The sequence below is a fragment of the Micromonospora sp. NPDC085948 genome (assembly GCF_040686315.1).
Classification (GTDB): domain Bacteria; phylum Actinomycetota; class Actinomycetes; order Mycobacteriales; family Micromonosporaceae; genus Micromonospora.
Map to the genome: position 1 here is coordinate 17,775 of NZ_JBFBJW010000010.1, position 15,458 is coordinate 33,232.

The following is a 15,458-nucleotide window of genomic DNA, read 5'->3' on the forward strand; positions in this document are numbered from 1 at the left end:
ATCCCATCATGAGATCTTTTGGGATCCGGTCGATGACCGCGACCGCGCGGGAGGCGGGCCCGCGAAGTCGGAGGTCCGCACCAGGAACACCACCGAACCCACCAGGACCATCGTCACCGCGCCGACCCCCACGATGGCGACGAGCGCCCCGCGCGGCACCGACGCGGCCAGCCCGGGCACGACCACCACCAGCGCCCACACCAGCACGACCAGGCCGGCCGCCGCCGCGGCCAGGCCGCGCCACCGGCCGCCGCCCTCCGGTCGGCCGTCCGCGCCCTGGTCACCGCGCCAGGCCACCAGCGCCGCCGCGGCCAGGCAGAACAACGCCACCCCCAGCAGTACGCCGCCGAGCGCGTCACTGAACCGGTGCCAGCCCGCGATCATCGTGGCCGAGGCGATGACCGCCACACCGGCCGCGCCCGGCACCACCAACCACCGCCGGGCCCAACCGGGCAGGACCAGCATGAACGCCAGCAGCAGCGCCGTCGCCGCCGCGACGTGGCCGCTGGGAAAACTGTTGTGGGTGGTCGAACTCTCGATCTGGAGATCCGGGCGGGGCAGCGCCGACTTCACCACGCCGGCCACCACCACCGCGCACAGGACCAGGCCCACGCCGACCACGCCCGCCGCCAGCCGGCGGCGGAGCGCACCCACCACCAGCACCGCGCCGAGCAGGGCGGCGAGGAGTGTCGGGCTGCCGAACGCGGCCAGGACGCTCTTGGCCGGACCCACCAGGACGGTCTGCTGCTCGTACCCGCCGCCCCGCTCGGCGCGCGGCAGGAGCGCGCCGTCCCACCACTGACCGGGGTACGTGCGCACGAAGACGGCCGCCGTGAGGGTCAGGGCGAGCAGGCCGCACAGCGACGCCGCGAGCAGCCGGAGACCCGGCGGCACCGCCGCGCGGGCGTGTGGCAGCGGCCGCGCCGGCTGCGGGCCGGGCGTCGACCGCCCGACGGGGTACGACGATCCGATGGACATGGCGACCATGCTCGCGCCGACAGGTCCGTGCGCCGTACGCGGAATGTCTTGGTTCTGTCACAACTGCTGTCGGACCGCCCGCGGCCCCGCTGGCGCCCCCGCGACGTGGTCAAATTCATCTGCTTACATGCAGCGATGTTTAACCCGCCCGAGATCAGCCGCCACTAGGGTCAGGGCGCCGATCGATGTGTGCGTCGACGGTGCGAAAAATCCATCCGGAGTGAGTTGGGGAACCGGAAGGGGTTGGGGGAATGCAGGAAACTCCAGTTGCCAGCCTGGTCATCGGCATCGCGTCGTCGCCGGCCGAACGCCGACAGCTGGCCCGGCTGCTCGGCGGAAGCGACGCCTTCCTGATCGTCTCGACAGTCGACCAGGCGCGGGAGTTCCTCGGGGTGATCGAGACGCCTCCCCTTCCGACTCCCCCGGTCACGGACGTGCTCGCCGAGGGGGCGCCGAGCCCACCGCCGCCGTCGGAGCTGACCGTCGACTCCGACCGGCGGGTGCTGCGGTGGCGCGACCAGGAGATCGACCTGACCCGTCTGGAGCACGACGTCCTGCTCTGCCTGGTGCACGCGCCCGGGCAGATCTGGACCTACGAGCGCCTGCACCTTGAGGTCTGGGGCAACCGGCACCTCGGGCGCGGCTCCGACATGCACTCGGTGGTCCGCCGGGTACGCGGCAAGCTCGCCCGGCTGAACGCCGCGGCGACGATCCACTCGGTACGCGGGGTCGGTTTCCGGCTCGTCCCGGTCTGATCTGCCGGACCCGGTCCGGCCCGCCTGGTCGGCGACCAGGCGGGCCGGACTTGTCGCTACCGCTGGGGTGTCAGCACCGGATCGGCGCCAACCCGAAGTCCTCCACCGTGGGAGTGCTGACGTTGATCTTCGTCTGACGGGTCTGCGGCTTCCAACCGTCCTTGGCGACGATCATCGTGATCGGGTTGTTGCGGCGGTCCACCCAGTAGGCGTACTTGCCCTCGGCGTCGGTCGCGAAGGTCCACGACGACGCCCACGAGTCGACCTGCACGACCGCGCCGGTGAGCGGCGAGGTCGCACCCTGGCAGGTGGTGCCGGTGACCGTGCCCATGAGCTTGCCCCACGTCTTCGGAGGGTTCACGGTCATGGTCACCGCGACCGGCGCGACCGAGTACGGCGTGTTCTCCGCGATCGCGACCGCACCGGAGTAGGTGCCCGGCTGGTCCACGTTCGCCGTCATCGTGACGGTGACCGTGACCTTCGCACCCGGCGCGAGGGTGGCCGCCGTCTTGTCGATCGCCAGCCAGCTGACATCGGCCGCCGACTCGGCGCAGCCCTCGAAGCCGGGCAGCACCTCGCTGTCCGGGGCCGCGTTGAAGCTGCCGGACGAGCCGCCGATCTTGTAGAAGCCACACGCCGCCCCGCCGCGGTAACGCGGGGTGTTGGCGTTCGGCAGGTTCGACCACGAACCGGCGCCCGGGTCGAAGGCGAAGCCCGCGTTGCTGATGGCACCACCCTGCGAACCACCGACGACGAGGAGCTTGCCGTTGGCGACGGCGTACGAGCTGGCCCAGTTGTCGCTCGGCGCGTCGGCGATCGTGGTCCAGGTGTTGGCACCCGGGTCGTAGGCGTAGCTGGACTTCTGCGCCGCGGCCCCGTCGTTGCCGCCGGTGCAGTAGATCATGCCGTCGATGCCGCCGCAGGAGGCGAAGGCCACCGACTTCGGGTAGTTGGCAAGCGTCGTCCAGGTGTCACTGCCCGGGTCGTACCGGACCACACTGTTCGACATCGGCGTGCAGGCGGCGGTGGTGCAGCCGCCGATGGCGTACAGCTTGCCGTCGACGACAGCCTGACCGGCCGCCGATCGCGGCGCCGGGTTGTCGGCCAGCTCAGTCCAGGTGTTGGCCCCCGGGTCGTACGACCAGGTGGCCGAGTCCGGCCCCGAGTCACCCCAGCCGCCGCTGACGATGATCTTCCCCTCCACGACGCCCGCGGTCAGGGCGGTGCGGGCACCGGGAAGGTCGGCGATCGCCGTCCAGGTCTGCGCGACCGGGTCGTAGGCGTAGTTCTTCGTGGTGGAGGCGCTCCCGTCGCCACCGCCGAGCGAGTAGACCTTGCCGCCCAGGTTGACCACCCGGTTGTCCATGATGGTGGACGGGTAGTCGGCGATGTCGGTCCACGGCGCCGCTTGCGCGCCGACCCCGGCGGTGGTCGCCTTGGCCTGCTTGCCGGACGCCTTCGCGGCGAAGGACGTCGGGGCGGTGATCCGCTGCTCCGGCGCACCGGAGCCACCGAGCACCTGCTGGCGGGTGACCGTGGACCCGTCCGCCCGGAGGAGTTCGAATCCGTTGTCCCGCTCGGCGAACTTGACCTCGACCGGCGCGCCACCGGTGTTGGTCACCGTGAACGTCTTGCTGGCCTTGCCGCTGGGCATCTGGAGCGTGGCGCTCAACTGCGTCGGCGTCACCGACAGCCGACCGGCCGCGAGCTGGAAGTTCGCGACGGTCGCCCAGTCGGCCTCCACGTCGACCTGCTTGGTCTGGCTGACATAGTTACCGGCGCTCGCGGTGAACGGGTGCGTGCCGGTGAGCGTCGAGTAGATCCAGTAGAAGCCGTCGGCCAACTCCGGGTCGTCCGGGGTCGCCACGGTGACCGCCTTCTCGGCCGGCCTGTCCTTGCTGGTGACGGTCGCGCCGTTGACGTAGCTGTTGTCGTTCTTGTCGCGGACGTTGCCGACGACCAGCCCGCCGTCGACCGGCACGCAGGTGATCTGGCTGCCGATCAGGACGTTGTCGACCTCCCACCACCACTCGTAGCTCGCGTCGTAGTAGTGGAACCGCACCTGCACCTGCGCCTGACCGGCCGCCTGCGGGATCGCGATCTCGGTCACCTTCGGGCCCCGGACGTCGGTCTCCTGGCGGAGCACGTTTGTCCAGGTGGCACCACCGTCGATGCTCAGATCCACGTCGGCGGTGTCGTCGTTGAGCTGGTTGAAGTCCTGGTTGAACCGGATGACCGGGGCCGTGACGGCGGTCAGGTCGACCACCGGGCTGACCAGGGAGGTGTCCTGGCTGGTGCCCGCACCGTAGTTGTCACTGTCGATCATCGCGAAGTTGCCGCTGCCGCCGGTCAGGTTGCCCCGGTCGCCGTCGTCGGTGAACGTCCAGACCTGACCGCTGCCCGCGTTGTCCACGACCGTCCAGCCGGGCGGCGCGGTCGTGCCGTCGAAGGACTCGTACTCACCGTCGGAGCCGAACGTGTAGCCGGGCGCGGTGGTGCAGGTGGTGGTGTCCACCGGCACCGCGACGTTGGCGGTGGTGTTGCCCGAGCCGACCACGACCTGCTTGGTGACGGTCTGGTAGCCCGGGTACTGCGACTCGTACGTCAGGGTGTAGGTCTGCCCGGCCGGCAGCTTGAGGCTGTATCGGCCGTTCGACGGCGTGGTGTAGTCGTAGACACCGGCCACGCCGGTCACGGTCACCTTCGCGTACAGCGGCCAGCCGTGGCCGGAGCCGTCGGTGACCGCCCCGGTGACGTTCACACTCGGCACCGGCGTCAGCGCGACATTGAGCGTGGTGGTCGTGGCCTTGGTGACCGTCGCCGACTTCGTGGTGCTGGCGTAACCGAAGGCCGCCACGGCGACCTGGTAGTCGCCAGTGGGGAGTTGGGTCGAGTACGTGCCGTTGGCGCCGGTGGTCACCTCACGCGCGGTCGGGCCGGTGAGCGTCAGGGTCGCGCCGGCGATCGGGGCGCCGGTGGCCGTGTCGGTGACCGTGCCGGCCAGGGTGCCGATGTCGCCCGTCGGCGCGGCGGTGAGCAACGCGAGGGCGTCCAGCCGACCTTCGCCGTAGACGTTGTTGTCGGCCGCGGTGCCGCCGCACTGGGCGTCGGCCTTGTCGATCGCGGTGCCGTTGAGCAGCGCACGGGTCGCGTCGACGTCACCGATGAGCGACGGGGCCGCCGAGTACAGCAGCGCGATCGCGCCCGCGAGGTGCGGCGCTGCCATCGAGGTGCCGCTGGCGCTGCCGTAGGCGTTGCCCGGGATGCTCGACCGGACGTTCACACCGGGGGCGGAGATGTTGGGCTTGATCTCGCCGTTCTGCCCGGCACCACGGGCGGAGAAGCCGGCGATGTTGTTGTTGGCGTCGTACGCGCCGGTGGAGTAGTTGCTGGCGAGGCTGCCGGGTGAGCCGCTGGTCTGGCAGGCCGGCCCGCTGTTTCCGTTGGACCAGACGCCGAAGATCCCGGACGCGGCCCAGGCGTCCGTCACGTCCTCCATGAAGGGCTCGTTGGACGGGTCAATCGTGCCCCACGAGTTGTTGATGACGTTCGGTCGCTTGCTCGCGTCCGCGTTCTGGCCGTTGAGGTCGAGCGGTTCGAGCATCCACTGACCCGACTCGATCAGGGCGGCGTCGGTCGGGCAGCAACCGTTCGCCGCGATCCACTTGACCCCGGGGGCGACACCGATCTGGTTCGCGCCGTCGGAGCCGGCCATGGTGCCCATCGTGTGCGTACCGTGGCCGTCGTCGTCGCAGGGGCCGGTCGCGCAGGCGTCGGCGGCGTCGAACCAGTTGTAGTTGTGGTCGAACGTCCCGTCGCCGTTGTTGCCGCGGTAGGAGTTCACCAGCGCCGGGTGGTCGAACTGGACCCCGCTGTCGATGCTCGCGACGGTGATGCCCTCGCCCTTGACCCCGAACTGGGACCAGACGTCGTCGGCGTTGATGTTGGCGATGCCCCATTCCAGGGCGTTCACGGTCTTCTCGTCGGTGCCCTTGATCGTCTCGGGCAGCTTGTAGGCGACCGGGGCGTAGAGGCCCTCGACCTCGGCGTGGCCGGCGAACTTCTGCGCCATCGCGAGGGAGCCGCTGTTCACCTTGATCGCGTTGGTGACCCAGAAGGTCTGGTACTTCGCGCCCGCGCTGTCGAGGTCGGCCCGGATCTTGCCCTGGCTCGCCGCGGCGGTCTTGCGCAGAGCGTCCGCGACCGCCGTGCCGCGCTTCGACCAGTCCTTGATGGCGCTGGCCTTGCTCAGGTCCGCCCGGTCCTTGAACCGGATCCAGAAGTCCCCTTCACTCTTGGCCTGGAGCTGCTTCGCGAGCTCCGGTCGGATCTTGTCTCCCGCCCCCATCGCGCCGCCCGGCGCGGCCTGCGCGCCGGATCCGATGGTGACCAAGCAGGTTGCGGCGAGGATCGTCGCCGCCCCGGCGCTGACCAGTGATCTGGCCGCGCGCCCCCATTGTGGACGTCTGAACATTGGTGCTGCCTCCCTCAGAACGACCCAGGGTGTCAATGGGCCATGGTGAGGGTGCGGGAGGATCGTCTCGGCGGGCCGAGCGATCGAACCCCCCATGCCTCCCCATGCACCGCGCGGGTCACGCCGGTTGCCCGACTGGACACTATGATCGAGATGAACGGGCGATCAAGAACTTGCCGTGAGCAACTTGTCGCTAAGAGTTGCCCTGCTGGCGACGCGCTTGCCAATCATTGTCAGGACCATGACGATAGCTGGGCAGGGATGCCCATCGATCCCGGGCGGTGCTGTGGCCGAGGACGACGACGAGGCGACGTGGAATCGGGGTGATCCGGCCGACGAGCCGTTCCCGCTGCTGATCGCGGTGACCTCGTCCCCGGCCGAACGGATCCGGCTCGCGGAACGCCTCGACGGCATCGCGCCACTGCTGTTGGTGGCCGACCTCGACGAGCTACGCCGACTGATCGCCGTGCCGCAGCAGCCGGCCAGCACGACGCCCACCGCGAACTCCGCGCTGGTGATCGACTCCGCCCGGTCCGTCGCCCGCTACCGGGACCGCGAGGTCGACCTCACCCGGCTGGAGCACGACCTGCTGATCTGCCTGACCACCGAGCCGGTCCGGGTCTGGAGCTACGCCGACCTGCACCGGTCGGTCTGGCGGGACGAGGGTCGGGAGCGCAGGGCGGACGTGCAGTCCCTGGTGAAGCGGCTGCGGCGCAAGCTGCACGAGCTCGACACCGGAGCCAGCATCGAAGCGGTACGAGGCGTCGGGCTGCGGCTGACCGATCGTCGGCATCCGCGCATCGAAAGAGCGTGACGCCTGCCTGATGTGGGCAGGCGGCGTGTATGCGGCCGGACACGTCCTCGCATGATCCGGCGCGAAGGGGGTACGACACCAAGATCAGCAACGACAAGGCGACGAAGAACGCTGGTAAGGAGAGTCAGCATGGCATTCCCGAACCCCCCGACGGTGTCCATCGGCCTCACCTCGGCCGCGCACGTCGGGATCGCGGTGAGTGACCTTGACCGCTCGGTCGCGTTCTACCAGGCCCTGCTCGGCGCGGAGCCGGTCGTACGGGACGAGAACATGCACGGAGCCGGGTTCGCGCAGGCGCAGGGGCTGCCGACCACGAAGCTGCGGTACGCCACGTTCAACCTCGACAACCTCGGCATCGACCTGATCCAGTTCCAGGAGCCGGTCGGCGACGCCGCCCAGGTCGCCGCCAACCGGCCCGGCTCGATGCACCTGTGCTTCCAGGTCGACGACGTGCGGGCGGTCTTCGACCGGATGAGCGCGGCCGGGATCGAGTTCCTCGGGCAGCCGTACACCTTCGCCGACGGCGAGGTGAACCCGCCGGCCGCCGTCGGCACCGAGGTCGCGTACTTCAACGACCCCGACGGCACCAACCTAGAAATCATCGCCCCCAAGGGCGGGTTCTCCCGCGAGTGAGCCGCGCCCCCGCCCCGGTCGATCATGGACTTGTGGTGCCTGATGTGATGCACGACGAGTGGTCTGTCCCCCACCACAACTCCATGATCGACGGGGCAGCGGCGCGGTGGGCGGGCTGTTAGGGGTTGGGCTCGGACGGCATCCGGGTGATCGGCGGCAGGATCAGCGCGATGAGGGCGACGATCGCGATGACCGTGAACGGCAGCGTGTAGCTCTTGCCGCTCGCCTCGTAGAGCAGCGACGTGACAAGTGGTCCGACCACGCCGCCGATGCTCCAGGCCACGATCATCGCGCCGTAGATGGCACCGCCGTTGGGCGTGCCGAAGTAGTCGGCCGCGGTGGCGGGCATCGTGCCGAATCCGCCGCCGTACGCCAGGTAGACCAGGGCGGCCAGGACCGCGAAGAGCGCCAGCGACGCGGCGTGCGGCAGGATGAAGAAGCAGATCGCCTGGAGCAGCAGCATCCCCAGGAACGCCGGCATCCGCCCGGTGCGGTCGGACAACCACGCCCAGGCCACCCGCCCGGCCCCGTTGAACAGACCGAGCACACCGACCAGGGTGGCGGCCGCCGCCGCACTGGCCCCGGTGATCACCTGGGCGGCATCGGAAGCCTGGGAGATCAGCGCGATGCCACAGGTGACGTTGAGCGCCAGGATGCCGGTGAGCAGGTACCACTGCCGGGTGCGCAGAGCTTCGCGCAGGGTGTAGACCCGGGTGCCGGCGATGGCCCGACCGGCGGTCTTCGGCGTGAACCCGGGCACCTGGTAACCCGCCGGCGGGTTACGGAAGAACGACGCCCCGAGCAGGATCGCGATCAGGTACGCGACGCCCAGTGGGAAGAACACGTGGGTGGGATCGTCGGTGCCGTTGAGCAGCCCCTTCGCCACCGGCGCGACGATCACGGCGCCGAAGCCGAACCCGGCGACCGCGATGCCGGTGATCAGGCCGCGCCGGTCCGGGAACCACTTGGCGAGCATCGCGATCGGGGTGATGTACGCCGCCCCCAGGCCGATTCCCCCCAGCACGCCGTAGGTGAGCACCAGCAACCACAGGTCGTCCTCCGACGAGGTGAGCGAGGCCAGCATGTTGCCGACCGCGTAGAGCACCCCACCGCCGAGCGCGACCGGTCGCGGGCCACGCCGGTCCTGGATGCGACCGCCGATCAGGCTGCCGATGAAGATCGTGCCGATCGCCACCTCGAACGGCAGCACGGCCTCCCACTTGGCCCAGCCGAATTCGTCCTGCAACGGCTTGTTGAACACGCTCCACGCGTACACCGCGCCGAGCGCGAGCTGGACGAGCACCGCGGCGACGACGAGACCCCATCGGCCTCGCGTCGGCGTGGATCTTCCTTGGTCGGTTGCGGAGTGTGCCATGAGCTGAGTCCCCCGTCTGCTGGCTCATTGGCTGGCGCCTGCTGGTCGAGCTATGTCCCCTTCTCGGCCGGCGACCGGCCCTCCCTGCGGTCGCGCCGCTCCCGTTGCGGCACGACCGTGTACTTCGGGTCGCGCGCCGACGCCATGCCCGCCTCGAAGACGCCGAACCGGGTGGCCACCGACGATGCGACAAGCGCGGCGCCGGAGAGCGCGGACAGGATCCGGCTCCGCCGGCTGAACAACGCGGCGACGGTGCCCACACCGAGAAGCACCCGGCCCGCCCGGACCAGTTGGCCGCTGCGACCGTGCGTGTAGGGCTCGCCGGTCAGGCCCATCCGCTCCAGCCGGCGACCGCCGATCAACTCGGTGCTCGCGGCGGCGAGGACGAGTCGCCGCAGCGGGGTGGTCTCCGCGGCGGGCGCCGCGATCAGTCCGACCCCGGACGCGGCGGCGAGCGCGCTGCCGGCGAACACGAACGGCAACGACGGGTACGCGTCGTGCCAGGACGGTACGGCGGTGTCGGCGAGCAGCACCCCGGTGTAGGTGGCCAGCGCCGGGGCGGTGGCCGCGGCGGCCAGGCCGGCGGCGTTGCCGACCGGGGGTGCCAGCCGGCGGGCGAGGCCGAGCACACCGTGTTGCGGCAGCCGCGGCGCCAGTTCGGCGATCGCGGCGACACCGGCCAGTGGCCCGAAGACGGTGAGGATCCAGGTGCCGACCGACATCGGCGAGGTCAGCTTGGCGACCCGGAGCATGTGGTGGAACCGGGCGGGCCGCCCGAGGTCGTGCACCAGCAGGTACGCGCTGGCGGTGACGCCGCCGAGCGCGGTCCACCTCCCCACCTGACGCAGGCCGGGCCGGCCGGTCAGTTGGGCGCCCGCGCCGATCAACGCGCCCCCGGCGGCGAGGCCCCCGGTGAACAGGTAACCGGCGATGTCGTGCTTCCACACCGGCGGTTTGAGGACCGGCCGGCCGTAGTAGGAGGTGAAGTCGGCCACCGGCACGGTCAGTTGCTCGCCGTCGTGACCGCGACCCCGGCCGCGCTGGCGCTGCCCGACGGCCTGGTCGACGCGGTCCTGGAACTCGCGGAACCGGGCGCCGGCCGGCTCGTTCGCTGGCCGGTCGGTCATGGCCGACCTCCGAGGAACGCGAACACGGTGGCAGCCGCCATGGTGAGGGCGGCGAGGCCGGCGCGTTTCCACATGGCCGGCAGGTCACGGGTGGTCACGACCGGGTCCGGTGGCAGCCCGTACACCTCGGGCTCGTCCAACAACAGGAAGAACGCCCCGTCACCACCCACACCATCATGCGGATCGTGCCCGTACAGGCGAGCCTCCGGCACCCCCCGCCCCCGCAACGTCGCGACCCGCGTGGCCGCCCGCTCCCGCAACTCCTCCAGGGGCCCGTACTGGATCGACTCCGTCGGACACGCCTGCGCACACGCCGGCGTCATCCCCGCACCCAACCGGTCATAACACAGCGTGCACTTCCACGCCCGACCGTCATCCTTACGCTGATCGATCACCCCATACGGACACGCCGAAATGCAGTACCCACACCCGTTGCAGATGTCCTCCTGCACCACCACCGTCCCGAACTCCGTCCGGAACAACGAACCCGTCGGACACACATCCAAACAAGCCGCATGCGTGCAGTGCTTACAGACGTCCGACATCATCAACCACCGGAAATCGGTACGCTCCTCGACGCCCGTCCCCCGGCCCGGCGGCTGCGCCCCCGGCATCCCCAGGAACTCCGGTTGCGGCCCGGCCGACATGCGCGTCGCCGCCGCGGGCGACCCGGTGGGCAACCCCGGGTTGGTCCCGGTGTCGACGCTTGTCAGCGCGCCGAGCGCCGCCGTCGCCGGGCTGATCGCCGGCCCGTCCGGGTTCTGCTCGAACGCGGGGGTCGCCAGGCCGGCCCGGCGGGGCTGCTCGACGAACGCGACGTGTCGCCACGAGTTCGCGGTCAGCGCGCCGGTGTTGTCGTACGACATGCCGAGCAGGTCCAGGCCACTCTCCGGGACGCCGTTCCACTCCTTGCAGGCCACCTCGCAGGCCTTGCAACCGATGCAGACGCTGGTGTCGGTGAAGAACCCCATCCGCGGCGGCGCGTTCTCGTAACCGGCGTCCGGGGCCGGATCCAGCGGGCCGTACAGGGCGTTGGCGTGGGGCATGGGTCAGACCTCCTGGTCCGGGCCGCCGTCGGCGGAGTCGGTCGTGACCTGCGGTGGGTAGTGCGGGTTGAGGTCCCCGGAGCGCCGCCGGTAGTCGACGACGAGTTCCTGGAGCTGGAGTCCCCGCGGGCGTCGCCCCGGCTGGATGTCGCAGGTGCCGACCTTGCTCTCCTGGATCAGGACGTTCGGATCCAGACTGATCCCGAACAGGTCGTTGGCCGAGTCGCCGGTCACCAGACCCTCGAAACCGAAGTGGTACGGCAACCACACCTGGTGGATGATCCGACCGTCCACCCGCAGCGGGGTGAGCCGGTCGGTCACCAACACCTTCGCCTCGATGGCGGCGCGGGCGGTCACCAGGTGCGCCCACCCCAGGTGGGTGAGCCCGCGCTCGACCGCCAACTCCGGTGACACCTCCACGAACATCTCCGGTTGCAGCTCGGCAAGCGTCCGGACGGTCCGACTCATCCCACCAGCGGTGTGGTGCTCGGTGAGCCGGCTGACCGTGAACACGTACGGGAACACCTGGCTGTGTGGTTCCGGTGGGCTCGGGTTGAGCGTGTTGATCGGGTGCGTGTAGACCTTGCGGGTCGGGTTGGCCTGCTGCCGGTAGAGCGGGTTACGCACCGGCGACTCCACCGGCTCGTAGTGCGTGGGCATGGGTCCGTCGAGCACGCCGGTGGGCGCGTACAGCCAGCCCTTGCCGTCACCTTGGAGGATGAACGGGTCGTCGCCGGCGATGCCCGCCACGCCCGAGGCGTCCTTGGCCGGTCGGTACGACGGCGGTTTGGTCTTCTCGAAGTCCGGCACGTCGTAACCGGTCCACTCGCCCTTCTCCGCGTCCCACCACACGTAACGTTTGCGCTCACTCCACGGGTTGCCGTCCGGGTCGGCGGACGCACGGTTGTAGAGGATGCGCCGGTTCGCCGGCCACGCCCACCCCCACTCCGGGGCCACCAGGGACTGTTCCGCGCCTGGTTTGCGGCGGGCGGCCTGGTTGACGCCGTCGGCGTACACCCCGGTGTAGATCCAGCAACCGCCCGCGGTGGAGCCGTCGTCCTTCATCTCGGTGAAGGACGACAGGGGCCGGCCGGTCGCCACGTCGTACCCGTTGATCTCGTAGAGCACCGACTCGGCGCTCGGCTCCGCGTGCGGACCGTGCGTGGGGTAGTTCCAGTTGAGGTCGAGCAGGGCACGGTCGCGCGGCTTCGTCGACGTCGCCAGCCGTTCCCGGACGATCCGCCCGAGGTGGTAGAAGAACCACAGCTCGGAGCGGGCGTCGCCCGGCGGCTCGACGGCCTTCTCCCGCCACTGCAACAGCCGCTGCGTCTGGGTGAACGTGCCCTCCTTCTCCACGTGCGAGGCGGCGGGCAGGAAGAACACCTCGGTCCGGCACTCCCCCGTCATGATCTCGCCGGTCTCGATCTCCGGAGCGTTCTTCCAGAACGTGGCGCTCTCGATCTCGAACAGGTCCCGGACCACCAACCAGTCCAGGTTGGCCATGCCGAGGCGCTGCGCGCGACCGTGCGCCGAGCCGACCGCCGGGTTCTGACCCAGCAGGAAGTACCCCTTGATCTTCCCGTCGATCATGTCGAGCACCTGCTGGTACGTGCCGTGGTCGCCGGTCATCCGCGGCAGGTAGCCGTAGCAGTAGTCGTTGTCGGCGGTGGCCGCGTCACCCCAGTACGCCTTGAGCAGGTTGACGCCGTAGGTGCGGGCGTTGCCCCAGAAGCCCTTCTGCCCGGGGTGCGCGATGCTGTCCACCCACTTGGCCAGGGTCGGGTGGTTGGCGTGGTGCGGCATCGGCAGGTATCCGGGCAGCAGGTTGAACAGCGTCGGAATGTCCGTCGAGCCCTGGATGCTGGCGTGCCCGCGCAGGGCCATCACGCCGCCACCCGGGCGGCCCACGTTGCCGAGCAGCAGCTGGATGATCGCGCCGGTGCGGATGTACTGCACGCCGACGCTGTGCTGCGTCCACCCGACGGAGTAGACGAGCATGCCGGTGCGGTCGCGGCCGGAGTTCTCCGTCCACGCCTGGGCCAGTTCGAGGAACTTGTCCTGCGGGATGCCGCAGACCCGTTCCACCATCTCCGGGGTGTAGCGGGAGTAGTGCCGCTTGAGGATCTGGTAGACGCAGCGCGGGTCCTGCAACGTCTCGTCGCGTTCGGTCTGCCCACCGACCGGTGCGCCGTGCGACTCGTTCTCCAGCCCGGCCGCGGTCTCCCGCTGCGTCTCGCTGTCGCGGGTCGTCTGGGTCTGACGGTGTCCCTCGTACCGCCAACTGGCCTGGTCGTAGGTGGCGTTGTCGTCGTTGAAGCCGGAGAAGAGCCCGTGCATGTCCTCGGTGTCGGCGAACTCGTCGGTCACGATCGTCGCCGCGTTGGTGTAGGCGACGACGTACTCCCGGAAGTCCAGCTCGTTGTCGAGAATGTAGCGGATCACCCCGCCGAGCAGGGCGATGTCGGTGCCGGCCCGGATCGGCAGGTACGAGTCAGCCAGCGCGCTGGTACGGGTGAACCGTGGGTCGACGTGGAACACCTTCGCGCCCCGACGCTTGGCCTCCATCACCCACTGGAAGCCCACCGGGTGCGCCTCGGCCATGTTCGAACCCTGGATGACGATCACGTCGGAGTTCGACAGGTCCTGCTGGAACTGGGTGGCGCCGCCGCGACCGAAGCTGGTCCCCAGACCGGGGACGGTGGCGGAGTGTCAAATACGGGCCTGGTTCTCGATTTGGAGAGCCCCCATCGCGGTGAACAACTTCTTGATGAGGTAGTTCTCCTCGTTGTCCAGCGTCGCCCCACCCAGGCTGGAGAACCCCAGCGTCCGGTTCAGCGGCCGACCCTCGACGTCGACGTCCTCCCAGGTCTCGTCCCGGGCGGCCAGGACCCGATCGACGATCATGTTCATCGCCGTGTCAAGGTCGAGGTCCTCCCACTCGGTGCCGTACGGCCGGCGGTAGCGGACCGTCGTCTGCCGCAGCGGGCTGGTCACCAGGCTCCTACTGGCCGAGCCCTTCGGGCAGAGCCGACCCCGCGAGATCGGGCTGTCCGGATCGCCCTCGATCTGGCTGACCTGGCCGTCCTTGACGTACACCCGCTGGCCGCAGCCGACGGCGCAGTACGGGCAGACGGACCGGGCCATCGAGTCGGCGGTGTCGGTGCGGGCGGTGAGCGCCCGGGATCCGTCGGACTCGGCCGCCGTACCCCGGCCGAGCGGGTCGGTGCCGGTGAGCTGGCGGTAGACCGGCCAGCCCTCGATCCAGGTCCGCACCCCCATCGCCACACCTTCCCGACTAATCACACCAAATGTGAACAGCCTGACAGTAGACGAGGCACCAACCCGATCGCAGCGAGATCACCAACAGTCATGCCTTCCCCGGCCCTCGCAAGCAGGCCGGGAAAGGCATGGTGGTGTACGGCGAGGGTCAGTTCGGCTGGAGCTGCCCAACCCGGTGGTCACCGAAGGCCCGGTAGCGGCGCAGCTCCCAGAGCAGCCAGCCGATGCTGATGATCGCCAGCACGACGAAGACCAGTGAACCGGAGAACGTGTCCCACAGGGTGTGCAGAACGACGACACCCAGGAACGTGCCGAGGAAGCCGAAGAGCCGGCCGACGCTCGGGCTGGCCAACAGCGCCCACAGCGCGCCGGCGGTCAGCCCGGTCCACGCGGTGTGCCCGGCGGGCGCGGTCAGGCCACGGATGAACAGGGTCTGCTCCACCGCGCCGATGTTGCCCTGCGAACTCAGCAGCGCGGTGAAGGCGTACCCCATCGTCTCCAGCGCGGCGAAACCCATGCCGGCGGCGATACCGATGATCAACCCGTCCGAGGGCACCCGACGCCGATGCTGGGCCACCACCGTGAACAGCAGCACCACCGGGACGATCAGCTTCGCCGACTCCTCGATCAACGCCACGAACAGCATGGGCAGGGCGCCGAGGCCGCGCAGGGTGTCGTACTCCAGCGTGCCGGCGACCACCGTGCCGATCACCCCGCCGAAGAACGCCGACGTCACCAGCACCGACGCCGGCACCTGCCACCGACCGGTACGCGCCTGCGCGAACGTCAGGAACGTCAACGGCACAAGCGTCGCGCCGAGCAGGATGAGCGCCGGGACGAAGTTCGGATTCTTGGTGCTGACCAGCGTCCGCAGCACCGCCAGGTAGAGAACCAGCCCGACGACGAGCACCCCGACCCACGCCCACCGACGCCAACGATCTCCCATACCGCGCAGTCTGGCGGATCCAGGTTACGAA

Annotated in this window: 10 protein-coding genes; 3 read left to right on the plus strand and 7 right to left on the minus strand. The window is 69.9% G+C overall.

Annotation, left to right across the window (positions count from 1 at the left end; translation table 11 throughout):
* Positions 1-6: 6 nt before the first annotated feature.
* Positions 7-978: a phosphatase PAP2 family protein gene (locus AB0O48_RS23485; protein WP_357249778.1), complete on the minus strand. Its 972-nt coding sequence runs from the start codon at positions 976-978 to the stop codon at positions 7-9.
* Positions 979-1,229: 251 nt separating this feature from the next.
* Between AB0O48_RS23485 and AB0O48_RS23490 the strand changes: the two genes are divergently transcribed.
* Positions 1,230-1,733, plus strand: coding sequence for a winged helix-turn-helix domain-containing protein (locus AB0O48_RS23490; protein ID WP_357249781.1), 504 nt, complete (start codon positions 1,230-1,232; stop codon positions 1,731-1,733).
* Positions 1,734-1,803: 70 nt separating this feature from the next.
* Here AB0O48_RS23490 and AB0O48_RS23495 read toward each other — a convergent pair whose 3' ends face one another.
* Positions 1,804-6,207 carry a S8 family serine peptidase gene (locus tag AB0O48_RS23495; protein ID WP_365068349.1) on the minus strand — a complete coding sequence of 1,468 codons (4,404 nt, stop codon included), beginning with the start codon at positions 6,205-6,207 and terminating at the stop codon, positions 1,804-1,806.
* A 241-nt stretch (positions 6,208-6,448) separates the two neighbouring features.
* On the opposite strand from AB0O48_RS23495, the gene AB0O48_RS23500 reads away from it, so the two are divergent.
* The gene (locus AB0O48_RS23500) at positions 6,449-7,021 is read left to right on the plus strand and encodes a winged helix-turn-helix domain-containing protein (protein ID WP_357570983.1); all 573 of its coding nucleotides are present in this window, start codon (positions 6,449-6,451) and stop codon (positions 7,019-7,021) included.
* Positions 7,022-7,150: 129 nt separating this feature from the next.
* A complete protein-coding gene (locus tag AB0O48_RS23505; protein ID WP_357249790.1) occupies positions 7,151-7,654 on the plus strand; it encodes a VOC family protein in 504 nt (167 codons plus the stop codon).
* 118 nt (positions 7,655-7,772) lie between these two features.
* Here AB0O48_RS23505 and AB0O48_RS23510 read toward each other — a convergent pair whose 3' ends face one another.
* The 5 genes from AB0O48_RS23510 to AB0O48_RS23530 form a co-directional block, all read right to left on the minus strand.
* Positions 7,773-9,029, minus strand: coding sequence for an OFA family MFS transporter (locus tag AB0O48_RS23510; protein WP_357249793.1), 1,257 nt, complete (start codon positions 9,027-9,029; stop codon positions 7,773-7,775).
* 50 nt (positions 9,030-9,079) lie between these two features.
* Positions 9,080-10,156: an NrfD/PsrC family molybdoenzyme membrane anchor subunit gene (gene nrfD, locus AB0O48_RS23515; RefSeq protein ID WP_357249796.1), complete on the minus strand. Its 1,077-nt coding sequence runs from the start codon at positions 10,154-10,156 to the stop codon at positions 9,080-9,082.
* Positions 10,153-11,202: a 4Fe-4S dicluster domain-containing protein gene (locus tag AB0O48_RS23520; protein ID WP_365068352.1), complete on the minus strand. Its 1,050-nt coding sequence runs from the start codon at positions 11,200-11,202 to the stop codon at positions 10,153-10,155. The genes nrfD and AB0O48_RS23520 overlap by 4 nt, the downstream gene beginning before the upstream one ends.
* 3 nt (positions 11,203-11,205) lie before the next feature.
* A complete protein-coding gene (gene fdh / locus AB0O48_RS23525) occupies positions 11,206-14,481 on the minus strand; it encodes a formate dehydrogenase (protein WP_365068354.1) in 3,276 nt (1,091 codons plus the stop codon).
* Positions 14,482-14,629: 148 nt separating this feature from the next.
* On the minus strand, positions 14,630-15,427 hold the full coding sequence (locus AB0O48_RS23530) for a PrsW family intramembrane metalloprotease (protein WP_357249805.1): 798 nt from the start codon (positions 15,425-15,427) through the stop codon (positions 14,630-14,632).
* Positions 15,428-15,458: the final 31 nt, after the last annotated feature.